At 60.1% G+C, this 13,718-nt stretch carries 18 protein-coding genes; 7 read left to right on the top strand and 11 right to left on the bottom strand.

Annotated features, from left to right (window positions below; translation table 11 throughout):
• Positions 1–75 precede the first annotated feature (75 nt).
• Positions 76–447 carry a hypothetical protein gene (locus VWZ81_RS18200; RefSeq protein WP_340546520.1) on the top strand — a complete coding sequence of 124 codons (372 nt, stop codon included), beginning with the start codon at positions 76–78 and terminating at the stop codon, positions 445–447.
• Positions 448–472: 25 nt separating this feature from the next.
• On the opposite strand, the gene VWZ81_RS18195 is transcribed toward VWZ81_RS18200, so the two are convergent.
• The 4 genes from VWZ81_RS18195 to VWZ81_RS18180 form a co-directional block, all read right to left on the bottom strand.
• Positions 473–1,645, bottom strand: a complete 1,173-nt coding sequence (locus VWZ81_RS18195; protein WP_416543470.1) for a lytic murein transglycosylase — start codon at positions 1,643–1,645, stop codon at positions 473–475.
• Positions 1,646–1,684: 39 nt separating this feature from the next.
• Positions 1,685–2,596 carry an adenosylcobinamide-phosphate synthase CbiB gene (cbiB, locus tag VWZ81_RS18190; protein ID WP_416543469.1) on the bottom strand — a complete coding sequence of 304 codons (912 nt, stop codon included), beginning with the start codon at positions 2,594–2,596 and terminating at the stop codon, positions 1,685–1,687.
• Complete coding sequence (locus tag VWZ81_RS18185) at positions 2,593–3,546, bottom strand: threonine-phosphate decarboxylase (protein WP_416543468.1); 954 nt, start codon at positions 3,544–3,546, stop codon at positions 2,593–2,595. The genes cbiB and VWZ81_RS18185 overlap by 4 nt, the downstream gene beginning before the upstream one ends.
• Before the next feature lie 408 nt (positions 3,547–3,954).
• Entirely contained in the window at positions 3,955–4,929 is a 975-nt protein-coding gene (locus VWZ81_RS18180; protein WP_416543467.1) for a glutathione S-transferase family protein, read from the bottom strand.
• Positions 4,930–5,240: 311 nt separating this feature from the next.
• Here VWZ81_RS18180 and VWZ81_RS18175 point away from each other — a divergent pair, with 311 nt between their 5' ends.
• The gene (locus VWZ81_RS18175; protein ID WP_340546525.1) at positions 5,241–5,603 is read left to right on the top strand and encodes a hypothetical protein; all 363 of its coding nucleotides are present in this window, start codon (positions 5,241–5,243) and stop codon (positions 5,601–5,603) included.
• Positions 5,604–5,722: 119 nt separating this feature from the next.
• On the opposite strand, the gene VWZ81_RS18170 is transcribed toward VWZ81_RS18175, so the two are convergent.
• Positions 5,723–6,895: a MalY/PatB family protein gene (locus tag VWZ81_RS18170; protein WP_416543466.1), complete on the bottom strand. Its 1,173-nt coding sequence runs from the start codon at positions 6,893–6,895 to the stop codon at positions 5,723–5,725.
• A gap of 97 nt (positions 6,896–6,992) precedes the next feature.
• Between VWZ81_RS18170 and def (VWZ81_RS18165) the strand changes: the two genes are divergently transcribed.
• From def (VWZ81_RS18165) to VWZ81_RS18145, 5 genes are all read left to right on the top strand, one after another.
• On the top strand, positions 6,993–7,514 hold the full coding sequence (gene def / locus VWZ81_RS18165) for a peptide deformylase (RefSeq protein ID WP_416543465.1): 522 nt from the start codon (positions 6,993–6,995) through the stop codon (positions 7,512–7,514).
• A 72-nt stretch (positions 7,515–7,586) separates the two neighbouring features.
• Positions 7,587–8,096 carry a peptide deformylase gene (gene def / locus VWZ81_RS18160; RefSeq protein WP_416543464.1) on the top strand — a complete coding sequence of 170 codons (510 nt, stop codon included), beginning with the start codon at positions 7,587–7,589 and terminating at the stop codon, positions 8,094–8,096.
• The gene (def, locus tag VWZ81_RS18155; RefSeq protein ID WP_340546529.1) at positions 8,093–8,590 is read left to right on the top strand and encodes a peptide deformylase; all 498 of its coding nucleotides are present in this window, start codon (positions 8,093–8,095) and stop codon (positions 8,588–8,590) included. Before def (VWZ81_RS18160) ends, def (VWZ81_RS18155) begins: the two co-directional genes overlap by 4 nt.
• 71 nt (positions 8,591–8,661) lie before the next feature.
• Entirely contained in the window at positions 8,662–9,567 is a 906-nt protein-coding gene (gene fmt, locus VWZ81_RS18150) for a methionyl-tRNA formyltransferase (RefSeq protein WP_416540997.1), read from the top strand.
• A gap of 11 nt (positions 9,568–9,578) precedes the next feature.
• Positions 9,579–9,815, top strand: coding sequence for a hypothetical protein (locus tag VWZ81_RS18145; RefSeq protein WP_416543463.1), 237 nt, complete (start codon positions 9,579–9,581; stop codon positions 9,813–9,815).
• Between the two features lie 20 nt (positions 9,816–9,835).
• On the opposite strand, the gene VWZ81_RS18140 is transcribed toward VWZ81_RS18145, so the two are convergent.
• The 6 genes from VWZ81_RS18140 to ispH form a co-directional block, all read right to left on the bottom strand.
• Positions 9,836–10,459, bottom strand: coding sequence for a trimeric intracellular cation channel family protein (locus tag VWZ81_RS18140; RefSeq protein WP_340546532.1), 624 nt, complete (start codon positions 10,457–10,459; stop codon positions 9,836–9,838).
• Positions 10,456–10,923 carry a ribonuclease HI gene (rnhA, locus tag VWZ81_RS18135; protein ID WP_416543462.1) on the bottom strand — a complete coding sequence of 156 codons (468 nt, stop codon included), beginning with the start codon at positions 10,921–10,923 and terminating at the stop codon, positions 10,456–10,458. The genes VWZ81_RS18140 and rnhA overlap by 4 nt, the downstream gene beginning before the upstream one ends.
• Complete coding sequence (locus VWZ81_RS18130; protein WP_416543461.1) at positions 10,916–11,515, bottom strand: class I SAM-dependent methyltransferase; 600 nt, start codon at positions 11,513–11,515, stop codon at positions 10,916–10,918. The genes rnhA and VWZ81_RS18130 overlap by 8 nt, the downstream gene beginning before the upstream one ends.
• Positions 11,512–11,964 (bottom strand): DUF3429 domain-containing protein, encoded by a 453-nt coding sequence (locus VWZ81_RS18125; protein WP_340546535.1) that lies wholly within the window; start codon positions 11,962–11,964, stop codon positions 11,512–11,514. Before VWZ81_RS18125 ends, VWZ81_RS18130 begins: the two co-directional genes overlap by 4 nt.
• A complete protein-coding gene (locus VWZ81_RS18120) occupies positions 11,961–12,578 on the bottom strand; it encodes a LysE family translocator (protein ID WP_416543460.1) in 618 nt (205 codons plus the stop codon). Before VWZ81_RS18120 ends, VWZ81_RS18125 begins: the two co-directional genes overlap by 4 nt.
• Positions 12,579–12,709: 131 nt before the next feature.
• Positions 12,710–13,660, bottom strand: coding sequence for a 4-hydroxy-3-methylbut-2-enyl diphosphate reductase (gene ispH / locus VWZ81_RS18115; RefSeq protein WP_416534645.1), 951 nt, complete (start codon positions 13,658–13,660; stop codon positions 12,710–12,712).
• Positions 13,661–13,718 lie beyond the last annotated feature (58 nt).

The following is a 13,718-nucleotide window of genomic DNA, read 5'->3' as shown; positions in this document are numbered from 1 at the left end:
CCCAGAAGGTTTCGTCACCGAAACGTGACAGATCAGACTCTGAAATACCGCTAGGCTGGCTGCATGAGATACCCCATGTTGCTGGCCTTTTATGTTTTCCTTGCTGCAGTTGCCGGCTTCGGTACCGTGTCGGCCCAAGACGGTGCGATGCGCAGCGGAGACCGACCTTTTGATGCCGAGGCCTTGGCGGCGCTGCCCGGACGTTCCTTTGTCTTTTACGATGATGGCGAGGCGCTGTTCGGCTCGGATGGGGCCTACGCCTACACATATTCTGCGAAGAATGGCGGAGGTACGGCCTGGGGCAGCTACAGCGTCAAGCCGGACGGCCTCATATGCGTAACCTTTGTCAACGGCGCCTCACGCTGCGATCAATATGTGACAAACCGTGACCGCACGGTGGTAATCACCTCCGACGGTCAGAGGTTCCCGGTGCGCTCGATCCGGTGAATATCAGGGGTGCTGCACCAGCTGATCAGAGACGCGACAGCAGCGTTTCGGTCGGCCAGGCGTCGGCTGGTAAGCCCAGGCGCTCCTGCTCTTTTTGCACCGCGATCCGTGTCTTGGCGCCAAGGATGCCATCCACATTGCCGACGTCATGGCCCCGCGCGATGAGTTTGCGCTGAAGCTGTTCCATCTGCTTGGCCACAAGACCTGTATCAGGTGCGCCCGCATCATAGGGGGCGGCTCCTGACAGGCGGGTGGCGAAATATGCCGCCGTCAGCACATAGGTAAAGCTCTGGTTCCACTCGAAATAGACGTCGAAGTTCGGATAGGCCAAGAAAGCAGGCCCTTTGTGACCCTGTGGCAGAATGAGTGCAGCCTTGGTGCCGGGGGCTGCCAGCCGACCGGACCGGGACCGCACGCCCAAAGCCCGCCAATCGCCGACTGTCTGCTTGTGATGAACACCACTCAGGCGGAGGTCCAGATCTTCGGGGATTGTCACCTGCTGCAACCAGGGTTCGCCGGGCCGCCAGCCCAAATGCGACAACATCTTCGCCCCGGACATCAGCGCATCGGGAGCGGAGGTCTTGAGGCTGACGAGGCCGTCACCATCCGCATCGACCCCGTTTTCGAGGATATCGCCGGGCAGCATCTGCACCATTCCGATTTCGCCCGCCCAGGCGCCGGTGGTGCGGCGTGGATCAAAGTTGCCCTGACGAAACAGTTCCAGCGCCGCAAACACCTGCGGGCGGAACAGCTCCGGTCGGCGGCAGTCATGGGATAGGGTTACAAGGGCGTTCAGCGTGTTGAAATCCCCTTGAACGGCGCCATAGTCGGTTTCGAAGGCCCAGAACGCAAGCAGCACGCTGCGATCTATGCCATAGGTCGTCTCGATCCGGCGGAAGGTCGTATCATATTTGCGCGCCATCGCCAGACCCCGGTCCAGCCGGTTTTTGGAAATCAGGCGCCGCGAAAATTCGATGAACGGTTTTTGGAATACACCCTGCGCGCGGTCCGCTTTCAGGACCGACTGATCCTGCCGAACACCTTCGAAGAACCGGTTCACCGTAGCGCTATCATATCCGCCGGTCAGCGCTTCTTCTTTCATCAACTGGACGAAATTGCGAAATCCGCCGCCACATTGTGCTTGGGCCTGAAGAGGGAGCAGGAATGAGACGAGGGCGAGAAGGCTGGGGCGCAACACGGTTGGCGTGTCCTTTTTGAGAGTGCTGCCCCTTGTTAGCTACAATAGCGCGGCAATGGCAACCGTTAGCGCAAGCCCCAGCGCCCAAGACATCCAAAGCAGGCGAACGCAACGGGTGATACTATGGGCACTGGCGCTTTTCGAGCCGACAGCATTGACCCAAGGAAAATCCTGCATTTTTCCATCGTAGGAGCGGGGCCCGGCCAGCGCGACCTGAAGCGCGCGTGCCATCGCAGCCTCGGGCCAGCCTGCATTCGGGGAGCGATGGCGGCCTGCGTCCTGTGCAATTTCGGGCCAGCTTGGCAGCACGCGGCCAACGGCTGCGATCATCAACGCTGACAGCCGCGCCGGTATCAGGTTCAGCGCGTCATCCAGCCGTGCAGCTGCCCAACCAAAATTTCTGTGGCGCGGCGTTTTATAGCCAATCATGCTGTCGGCTGTATTGGTGATCTTGTAGATCATCAGCCCGGGCAGGCCACCGACAAGAAACCAGAATGCGGGGGCGATCACCCCGTCGGAGAAATTTTCGGCACCGCTTTCGATGGCTGACCGCGCGATCTGCGGGGTTGTCATGCCGGTGGTATCGCGGCTGACGATCATAGAAACCGCCGTACGACCCTCTGCGAGATCGTGGCGCAGGCCGTGGGCAACAGCTTCGACGTGTTCGCAAAGCGATCGTTGTGCCAGCAGAACCGCAGCTACCAGAAACTGCATGACCGGCCCAAACAGCGACAGAACCCAGCCAAGCCAGCCTGCCCCCAGAACCAGAAGGACGATGGCCAGAACACCTTTGGCCTTGCGTTGTTTGCCGGTGTTGAGGGACCGGTCGGTAAGCTCAACCGCACGCCCCATCAAAACCGCAGGGTGCGGCATCCGCGTCCAGAGCCAGCGTGGTTCGCCAAAAACAGCATCCAGCAGCAAGGCCGGTATCAGCAGTTCCGCAGTTGTCACAGAGCCGCCTCAAGCCTCGCCCAGCCATCCCCTGTGGGCAGGCCGAGACGCAGATAGTTTTTTGAATAGGGGAAAATACGCGTCCAGATATGTGCGCGTGCAAGCTGGGTCTGCCAGGCCGCAGCGTCGTCCACATCATATAGGCGGAACAAATCGGTGCCACCGACAATCTGGGCGCCCTTGGCGATGAGCATCTGATCCAGGCGCTCGGCATCCTGCCGCAGCCTCAGCCGTGTGGTGGTGGCCCAGTCCTCGTCCCGCAACGCCTGCGCGCCGATGCGCAAGGCCGGACCGGAGACCGCCCAGGGGCCTTGCCAAGCTGCCAGACCGTCGATCAGGCAGGGGTCGCCGATAGCAAAGCCAAGCCGCAGGCCCGCGAGGCCCCAGAATTTGCCGAAACTCTTGAGGATGATAACGCCCGGGCGATCTGCAAGATGAATAAGGCTGTCCTCAGGGCAGACATCGCAAAAACTCTCATCAATCACGACCAGCGGGGCCTGTGCATCCTCAGCACTCCACCGGCGTCCGTCGGGATTGTTTGGATGGACCAGAACCCGCGCCTCTGCCGGGGCCCCGGTGACGGTCTGCCACCCGTGAGTGGTAAAGGCAGCGGCATGTTCGTTATAGGTCGGTGGCGTGATCTGGACCCACCGTGGGTCAGCCAAGGCCGGAATGGCGGCAATCAGCGCCGAGGCGCCTGGGGCAGCGAGGATTTTTGCATCTTTCGGCACCTTCCAGAAGGTGCGCGCTGCGGCAACCAGATCGGCCTGTGCCGCCTTGTCGGGCAGGGCACCCCAATCCGCAGATGTCAGGCCAGTGACCGGATATGGCACGGGGTTGATCCCGGTCGAAATATCGACCCAATCTCTGGCTTCACCACCATATTCCGAAATAGCGGCACTAAGGTTGCCGCCGTGGTCCCGCTGAGGGACCTCTGTCAGATCCAGCATGCCTGTCATCTTGGGCCTTAACAAATGAACCAGAACCGAGGGCCAAGAAAACCGCTGACCCAATACCGCCGTATGGAGCAGCAATGACGAGAAAGCAACCATAGCCCCATGCAATCAACAATTCGCTAATCTCGGGGAGATTGCGGCGCGGGAAATCTCGCTATGGGTGTGCTTGGCGAAAACCCGACAATAGGGACGTAATATCTCGTTTGCCGGAAACCGGCTGTCCGGGAGCAACTGCCGATTCCCGCATCGACGGTTGTGATCGCCGATCACAGCGGCAAGGAACATCCATGGGCGACAATCCGTGAACCACGTGAGGATTGTAGCCCGCGCATTCGGCGTACCACGAATGCGCGGTTGCAGGCAGGCACGGCAGCAACCATGCGACAGTGGCAGGCTGACAGGTCAGCCGCGGCCGTGAGGCGCCATCCAGTCGATCTGCGGGTTGATCGGGATGATCCGATGCGGGTTGATGGTCTCATGGCTGTAATGATAGTGGCGCACGATGTGATCCATTCCGACGGTGCCAGCCACGCCCGGCCATTGATACAGCGCGCGAGTATAGGCCCAGAGATTCGGATAATCGATCAGCCGTCGCCGATTGCATTTGAAATGCAGGTGATAGACCGGATCAAAACGGACAAGGGTGGTGAACAGCCGCCAGTCTGCCTCGGTCAACGCGTCGCCAAGCAGGAAACGATGTTCGGACAGGATGTCTTCCAGCCAGTCGAGTGTCTCGAACAGCGGCTCAACAGCGGCGTCATAGGCCTCCTGCGTGGTGGCAAACCCGCATTTGTAAACACCATTGTTCAGGGTGGAATAGACCCGATTGTTCACGGCTTCGATCGGTTCGCGCAGTTCTTCGGGCCAGTAGTCATCATCATTGTGGCTGATGCCGTCGAAGGCGCTGTTGAACATGCGGATGATGTCGGCGCTTTCATTGGAAACGATGGTATTTTGCGTTTTGTCCCAGAGGATTGGCACGGTGACCCGACCGGAATACTGTGGGTCGGCGCGGGTGTATATCTGGTGGAGATGATCATTCCCGAACAGCGTGTCACCCGTCGCGCCGTGGTCGTCCTTGGCAAAACTCCACCCTGAGTTCAGCATATCTGGGTGTACGACCGAAACGCTGATATGATCTGCCAGCCCTTTGAGCTGGCGGAAGATGAGCGCACGATGCGCCCATGGGCAGGCCAGCGAGACATAGAGATGATAACGCCCGCTCTCCGCGGCAAAGCCTCCTTTGCCGGTTGGCCCGGCCAGACCATCTTTGGTGATCCAGTTTCGAAATTGCGCCTGCGAGCGTTTGAACGCGCCACCGGTTGATGCTGTGTCGTACCATTGGTCGTGCCAGACGCCATCAATCAAGAGGCCCATCACCGTCTCCTGTATGCTGTGAATACATATGTCGAGAGGTAACCTAGGTTGAGCGGGGGCGCGCGCCCATCGCAGTTTACGCGCATCATCCCTGCGCCAGTGCACAGCTGCGACAAGGGGCGTATCCAGCCTGCAACGCGCAGATCAAAAGTGGTGCTGCGCGAAAGATGTGGAAATGACTCAAAAAGTTCACTTGATTTTATCCTTTCCAAGTTCACACTTGTGGTGAAACGGGCAAAACGCCCGCTCGCGCTGGAAGAATTATCGCCATGCGATGACGCCAGCGTTTGCCAGATCGAAAGGTCACTGCGATGACGACATTTGTTCCGAAGTCTGTGCTGGACGCGCTGGATGCCGCGCGGCTGGATGGAATGAAACGCAAGAGCCGCCTGCGCGTGGCTGTAGACGATCACATGTTTCCGGTCTTGCGCATGTGGAAAGACGGCTTTTCGATCGAGGCAGCAGATGCACCGCAGCTGCGGGGCCTGGTTGATCTGTTTGACGGCAGTCGGCATCTGTCCCAATGCCTGATCGTTGCCTCTGATGAGGAGGGCGGCGAAATGCGGTATGAGTTCAAACGCGCAACACCGGCCTCGGACAAGGCACCATTGGATTTCTACCGTGCTCCGGACGCGCCGGTGGGGCTGATTGCACAGGATGACCTGCGGCTCTAAGCCGGGCGAATTTGCTTGGGTATATTGATATTTGATTGGAAAACGGGGGCCTTAAATAGAGCCCCCGTTTTTTCTCCTCGGTCTCGCGTATCTGAGCGAGACCGATTTTCCACCCGGCATTATTGAAGGTCGGCGAATGCCCCGCGCAGACGCTCGCAGGCCTCTTCGACCCGTGCGCGCTGGGTGCCTAGGTTGAACCGCAGGAAGCTGCCGCCACCAGTTCCAAAACTGGGCCCGTGGTTGGCCGCAATCTTCGCGTCGTTTTCAACCCGTGCGGTGAACTCCTCGCGGCTCATGCCAGTGCCGGAGAAATCGACCCAGGCCAGATAGGTCGCTTCCAGCCGGGTTGAATGTAGACCGGGGATCTCGTTCACGGCGGCATCGAAGATCTGCCGGTTGCGGTCCAGATAGGGCACCAGTTCATCCACCCAGGCGGCGCCTTCCGGAGAGTAGGCGGCAGCCGTTGCCCATTGGCCGGGAGAGTTCGGCGACAACGCCAGCGCCAGCATCCGGCGGGAGAATTTTGCGCGCAGATCGGGATCGGGAATGATGACCTGACCGGTGTGCATACCGGCGAAGTTGAACGTCTTGGACGGCGCGGTCAGCATCAACAGGCGATCGGTGATATCCGGTGCCGCGTTTTGCATCGGGATATGAGTTGCACCGTCGAATACCAGATCGTGATGAATTTCATCGGAGAGCAGGATCAGATCGTGCCGCTTGGCAAAATCGGCAACGCTGCGCAGTTCATCCTGGGTCCAGACACGGCCGACCGGGTTATGGGGAGAGCAGAGGATGACCATCTTTTCCGAACCGGTCATCTGCGCATCATAGGCCGCAAAATCCATTTCGTAGCGCCCATCGTTGACGGCAAGTTCGCATTCGACCACCTCACGTCCGGCGTTGCGAATAACCTTGGCGAAGGCGTGATAGACCGGCGTGAACAGCACAATGCCGTCACCCGTTTGCGTATAGGTATCCAGACACATACCGACGCCGTTCACTAGACCGGTTGTCGTGAAAATCGCGTCGGGGTCGACCGACCAACCGTGACGGTTCTGCATCCACCAGCAGATTGCGGACCGGTAGGGGCTGTCGCAATTCACATAGCCATAGACACCATGGTCGGCCATTTCCCGCATCTTGTCGGTCACGACCGATGGCACTGCGAAATCCATATCGGCCACCCACATCGACAGACCTTTGTCTCGTGGCACGCCATAGAGATCCTCCATCATGTCCCATTTGATGCAATGTGTATTCCGGCGGTCAATGATCTTGTCAAAATCCATGTCTGAACTCCCGTTGTTCAGGGGCGAAGCTAACGGCAATCCAGCGACACGCAAGGGGGCCGTTGCAGGGCGGGCGTCAATGGCCTAAATCAGCGGCATGAAACGACCGATCCTGATCCATCCTGATCCCCGCCTCAAGAAGGTATGCGCAGCTGTTCCCGACCTTTCGGACGCATTGCGCACGCTGGCCGACGACATGCTGGAAACCATGTATGCTGCGCCGGGTATCGGCCTTGCCGCGCCGCAGATCGGCGTGCTGGACCGCCTTATCGTGCTGGATTGTGTCAAGGAAGAGGATGGCCCGGCCCGCCCTCTGGTCATGTTCAACCCAGAAGTGGTTGCAGCATCGGATGACATCAATGTCTATGAGGAAGGCTGCCTGTCCATTCCCGATCAATACGCCGAGGTGACACGCCCCAAGGTGGTTGACGTCGAATGGATGGATCGCAATGGCAATCCCCAGCGGGAAACCTTTGATGGTCTTTGGGCGACCTGCGTCCAGCATGAGATCGACCATTTGAACGGCAAGCTGTTCATTGATTACCTGAAACCGCTTAAACGGCAGATGATCACACGGAAAATGCAGAAACTGAAGCGCGAGCGCGGACGCGGTAGCTGACGATGGGCGGGTGGCTCCGTCTGTGGACAAGATGGCGTACGTTGGCTGCTTTGACCCGGAAAGGTGGACAAGATGACGGTTCTCCAGATCAGGGCTTGGCCCGACCCGGTGCTGAGTAGCCCAGCTACGCCGGTGACTGACCCGTCAGAGGTTGCGGATCTGGTGCGCGATATGCTCGATACCATGTATGCCGCGCCGGGTCGTGGACTGGCCGCGCCCCAGGTCGGTGTTCTGGCACGGGTATTTGTTATGGATACGACCTGGAAGGAAGGCACGCGCGACCCGCTGGTCTGCCTGAACCCAGAGATCATCGCCCTTTCCGATGAGATGGCGACACGCACCGAGGGGTGCCTGTCGATCAGGGGCCTCAGTCTCGATGTGACGCGCCCAGCCTGGGTAGATCTCGGTTGGACCGACATGGAGGGCGTGCGCCATCAGCGCCGGTTTGACGGGTTTGCTGCGGCTTGCGTGCAGCATGAATACGATCATCTTGATGGTCGTGTCACTTTTGACCGGGTGGATCCAGAGGCGCGCGCTGCGGCCCTTGCCACCTATGAAACTAATCTGGAGACACCCCGATGACCGTGCGCCCCTGCCTGCCCTGGCCCGACAAGCATCTGCGCAGCCGCGCCGAGGACGTGAGCGAAATCACCGAGGATACGCTGACCCTCTGGCAGGATATGATCGACACGATGGAGGCAATGCCCGGTGTTGGCTTGGCCGCAAACCAGATCGGCGTCCTGCAACGACTGGCAGTTGTCGACGGCTCCAGCGAACGGGGCCGCGCTGTCCGGCTGGCGAATCCCGAAATCCTGCATGCTTCGGTCGCGCTGCGGGAACATGAGGAGGCCAGTCCCAACCTCCCCGGCGTCTCGGCCAAAATCAAACGACCGCGCGCGGTGACCGTGCGATATATGGATGAAACCGGCGCGGTGGTCGAACGGGATTTCGTCGGGATCGAGGCCACCAGCGTGCAACATCAGATCGATCACCTGAATGGCCGTATGTATTTTGACCGGCTGTCGAAGGTGAAACGCGATATGCTGATCCGCAAGGCGAAGAAGCTGAATGGCTGAGACACGTGCGGGGACAAACCCGCGGTTCGGGGCCTGTTTCAGGCGAATGGATTGAGAGTAAGGGGCAGCGGATGCGTATTGTTTTCATGGGGACGCCGGAGTTTTCGGTTCCGGTTCTGGATGCCCTGGTTGACGCGGGTCATGAGATTGCTGCGGTCTACTGCCAACCGCCCCGTCCGGCCGGGCGCGGCAAGAAGGATCGACCAACGCCCGTTCATGCCCGCGCGATTGAACTGGGTCTTGATGTCCGTCACCCGGTCAGCCTCAAAGGGGCCGAGCAGCAGGCCGAATTCGCGGATCTACGGGCGGATGTCGCGGTGGTCGTGGCCTATGGTTTGATCCTGCCACAGGCGGTGCTGGATGCCCCCAGACACGGCTGCCTCAATATCCATGCGAGCCTGCTGCCGCGTTGGCGCGGAGCGGCACCCATTCACCGTGCCATCATGGCGGGCGACAGTCAAACTGGCGTCTGCATCATGCAGATGGAGGCGGGGCTTGACACCGGCCCGGTCCTGCTGCGCGAAGCGACCGAGATTGGCCCGGAGGAAACCACCGCCCAGCTCCATGATCGGCTGTCGGAAATGGGGGCAGACCTGATCGTCCGTGCCCTGGACGGGCTGTCTGACCTGACACCTGAGGTGCAGCCGGACGCGGGCGTGACCTATGCCCATAAGATCGACAAGGCCGAAGCCCGCATCGACTGGCAACGCTCCGCGGTGGAGGTTGATCGGACGATCCGCGGGTTGTCTCCGTTTCCCGGTGCCTGGTGCGAGATCGAGGGTCAGCGCGTAAAGCTGTTGGCATCCCGCGTTGTCGACGGGGCTGGCGTGGCGGGAATCGTTCTGGACGATGCGCTGCGGGTTGCCTGTGGTGAGGGCGCGGTTGAGCTGTTGCGATTGCAGCGGGCAGGCAAGGGAGCACAGGAACGCGAGATTTTCCTGCGTGGCTTTCCCGTAGCGCGCGGCACACAGCTTTAAGGGAGGCGGAAATGTTTCTGGCCCTGTTCGGCAGCGTCGTTATTGCCGGGATCGTCGGCTACCTGGCGGAGCGCACCGATTTTACCCACAATGGGTATCTCTCGTCGATCATCATCTGCGTTGGCGGCGCGTTCCTGTTCCATTTTGTGGTGATCATGTTTGGCGTCGGCTTTCGCGCACCGGGTTGGAACGCCATCGCCGCATCCGTCGGCGCGTTGGTCATCGTGCCGTTTCACTGGCGCCGCTGAACCTTCCTGCCGACTGTTGCTCAGCTGCGCGGCGGGCGTGAACGATAAACTGGCAGATGCCAGCCAAACGCGATTGAGCCCGCCCGCAAAACCCAGCAGACCACCGCGCAGGCCACAAGCGCCCAGCGGGTCGGCAGGCCAAATGCCATGCTGACCACCGCCGTAATCGCGCCTGCCATGGCGCATGAGATATAGAGCTCGCCCTGTTTCAGCACCAGCGGCACTTCATTGCAGACCACATCACGCATCAACCCGCCCAGGGTGCCTGTTGCCATGCCCATCAGCACAACGATCACCGGCGTCTGGCCGGTTAGCAAGGCAGCGCCGGTACCCGCCGAAACTGCGATTGCCAGTGCAAAACTGTCGAGCCAGACAATCCAGCGCAGCCGACTTTCCACCAAATGGGCGGTGAAGAAGACAATCACCGCAGTCACCGCCGCCAACAGGATTATCGTAGAATCGCCGATCCAGAACACTGGGTTGCGATCCAGTAAAAGATCCCGCACCGTCCCTCCGCCGACGGCGGTCAGGCAGGCCACGAAAGCAAAGCCGACAATATCGAGCTGTGCCCGGCTGGCCACCAGGGCGCCGGAGGCCGCAAAGACCAGAACGGACGCATAGTCCAGAAGGGTAAGGATGGTCATGCCTTGGCTTTGCCAGTCTTGAACGGGGCCATGCCTGCACGCGCAAGTTCATCGGCGCGTTCGTTCTCGGGATGGCCTGCGTGGCCTTTGACCCATTCCCACGTGACCGTGTGACGGCGCTGCGCCTCGTCCAGACGTTGCCACAACTCAACGTTTTTCACGGGTTTCTTTGACGCGGTCTTCCAGCCATTTCGTTTCCAGCTGTGGATCCAGCCGGTGACACCGTTTTTGACGTAGGCTGAATCGGTCACCACGGTGAGGGTAGAGGGGCGCGCCAGGCTTTCCAGGGCATTGATCGCTGCCAGCAGTTCCATCCGGTTGTTGGTGGTCTCGGCTTCGCCGCCCTGCAGTTCCTTTTCCTTGACAACAGTGTCGCCGTCCATTGCGCGCAGCAAAACCCCCCAGCCACCCGGGCCAGGATTGCCGGAGCAGGCGCCATCCGTGTAGGCGAAGAGATCAGCCATGACAGGCCACCGAAATCCAGCGCGCCATAGCGCCGTCCAGCCCTGCGTTTTCGCCGGTGGTGCGATTGTCCGGGGTGAACCCAGCAGTGCGCAATAGCTCGATCAATTCGTCTTCCTCGTAGTAGGTATAATATCGCCCAAGGGCATCGCGGGCCTCGCCCTTACCGAGCTTTAGCGCGATGTAAAAGGGCCGACCTGACCGCAGCGCCAGCCGGATGGCCCTCAGGTGACGCGGAAAATCGGCACGCGGCGCATGTAGCAGACTGAAATTGGCCCAGATGCCATCATAGATGTCACACCCCGACAGCTCATCAAAACTAGCGAGACACGTCTCAACACCCGGCATATGTTCCGCCAGTGCGATCATTTCCACGGAAGCATCCATCGCCACAGGGCGCAACCCGGCTGCGGCCATAACCGCGCTGGAGGTGCCGGGACCGCAGCCCAGATCCAGCACCCGTGCGTTCGGCGGGCAGGCAGCGATGAACTCGTGCAGGCGTGGGTCTTCTCGCAGGTGTGTCTGGTTCCGGTCAGCATAATCCGCTGCCTTGTTGTTGTAGATCTCCAGTGTCTCGCGGTCAGGCCCGCTCACAGGTAGACACCGACGGCGAGGCTGGCGACCACGATGCCGGTCAGCAGCAGGCGCAGCTGCATCCACCATGATGGGGTCAGACGCCAAACGTAAAAGGCATAATCCAGCAGCAACAGGCCGGCAAAGCCGTAGATCAGGTTTATGCCCGCGCTGGTCGGTCCACCGCCGGTCATGAAAAATGCCCAAAGCGCTGGCAGCACCGACAGGGCATAACCAGTTGCCGCCTGCATACCCGATGTCTTGGTCGCAAATCCCCAGAGCACGCCGGACATGAAGCTGAGGATCACAGAGCCATAGAACAGCTGCACATAGGGGCCGACAAACCGCGCCCCAAGATGGCTGGCACCCCAGACCTGCAACGCCGGGATCTGCGTGGTGAGTGCTCCCCAGACGAATGGTATCAGCCCGGCCAGCCCCAAGACCAGCGGTGCCGGTGGTATCCTGCTCATGCCCGTTCCATCGCCAATCGGGCCGCCAGCGCGGCAAACAGCGCAGCAAAGCTGCGGTTCAGCCATTTGACCACTGTGTCCGACCCCAGGATCAAGCTTCGCGCCTGCGCTACAAAGAGCCCGTAGAGCACAAAGACACCAAAAGTCATGGCCATGAAAATCAAGCCGAGCACGACCATCTCCTGTGTCGCTGTTGCGGCCGCGCCTGACAGGAACGGCGGGAGAAGCGCCAGAAAAAACACCGAAAGTTTCGGGTTCAGGATGTTGATCAGGGCGCCGCGCTTGGCGATCCTTAGACCATGATCCGGAGCAGCAGGCGCGCCGGACAATGACAGCGCGCCGTCAGTTTTCAGCATTTGCCAGGCCAGATACAGAAGATACAGAACGCCCGCAATCTTCACCGCCTGAAACAGCACCGCCGAGGTGTGCAGAACCGCAGCCAGCCCCAGTGTCGCAGCCACAAGATGGGGCACGATGCCAAAGGTGCAGCCGACCGCTGCCCAAATCGCGGCACGCCGCCCCTGGCCAAGACCAAGCGCCAGCGTGTAGAGCACACCGGTCCCTGGCGCGAGGACGACGACAAATGCGGTGACCAGAAATTGCAGTGAAATCAATTGACCAGCTCCTTATGATAGACAAGGTGGTTCAGGCCAAGGGTAATCGGCTGCCGGTCAGTTGCAAGACAAAGAAATCCGCAGACCGGCAAAGCGGCTACGTCATTATCGTTTGCAGGGGACAAGCCACCTCAGGCTGTTTCCCGCAGAACCCGGGGAACTTTGAACTCAACCCGTTCAATCGCGGTTTCCACCAGCTCGACTGTTACCTCGAACCGCTCGCGGAAGGCATCGATGACTTCGTTCACCAAGAGCTCGGGCGCAGAGGCACCAGCGGTGATCGCGACCGAGGAAATTCCCTCAAGCGCGCGCCAATCAATGTTTTCGGCCCGTTGTACCAGCTGTGCATATTGGCATCCCGCCTTGGCGCCAACTTCGACCAACCGTCGTGAGTTCGATGAATTAGGAGCGCCGACAACCAATAGGGCATCTGCCTTCGGGGCGACTTCCTTGACAGCCTCCTGGCGGTTGGTGGTGGCATAGCAGATGTCTTCCTTGTGAGGGCCGACAATATTCGGAAACCGAGCCTGAAGTGCTGCAACAATATCCTTGGTGTCATCGACCGACAGGGTCGTCTGGGTGACATATGCGAGATTGTCAGGATCGCGAACCGTCACCGTGGTGACATCATCCGGGGTTTCCACCAGCAGCACTTCTCCCTCGGGCAGCTGTCCCATGGTGCCAATGGTTTCAGGATGCCCCTTGTGACCGATCATGATCATCTGGAGCCCGTTTTCCGCATGGCGCTGCGCCTCGATATGGACCTTCGACACCAACGGGCATGTGGCATCGACATAGATCATCTGGCGTCGGTCTGCCTCGGCCGGGATCGACTTCGGGACGCCATGCGCTGAAAAGATCACCGGCCGATCATCGGGGCATTCATCCAGCTCTTCAACGAAGACGGCCCCTTTGTCGCGCAGCCCGTCGACCACATATTTGTTGTGCACGATCTCATGGCGCACATAGACAGGCGCCCCCCATTTCTCGAGCGCCATTTCGACGATCTTGATCGCCCGGTCGACACCGGCACAAAAGCCGCGCGGCGCGGCGAGATATAGCGTGAGGGGGGGCTTGGTCATCGCGGTCTCCTTATCGCTCAGAGCTAGGGCTTTCTGTCGGCGAGGTCCAGCCCCGTGG

The sequence above is a fragment of the Phaeobacter sp. JH20_34 genome (assembly GCF_048056095.1).
Taxonomy (GTDB): domain Bacteria; phylum Pseudomonadota; class Alphaproteobacteria; order Rhodobacterales; family Rhodobacteraceae; genus Phaeobacter; species Phaeobacter bryozoorum.
This window is presented reverse-complemented; position numbering and strand designations above follow the sequence as displayed.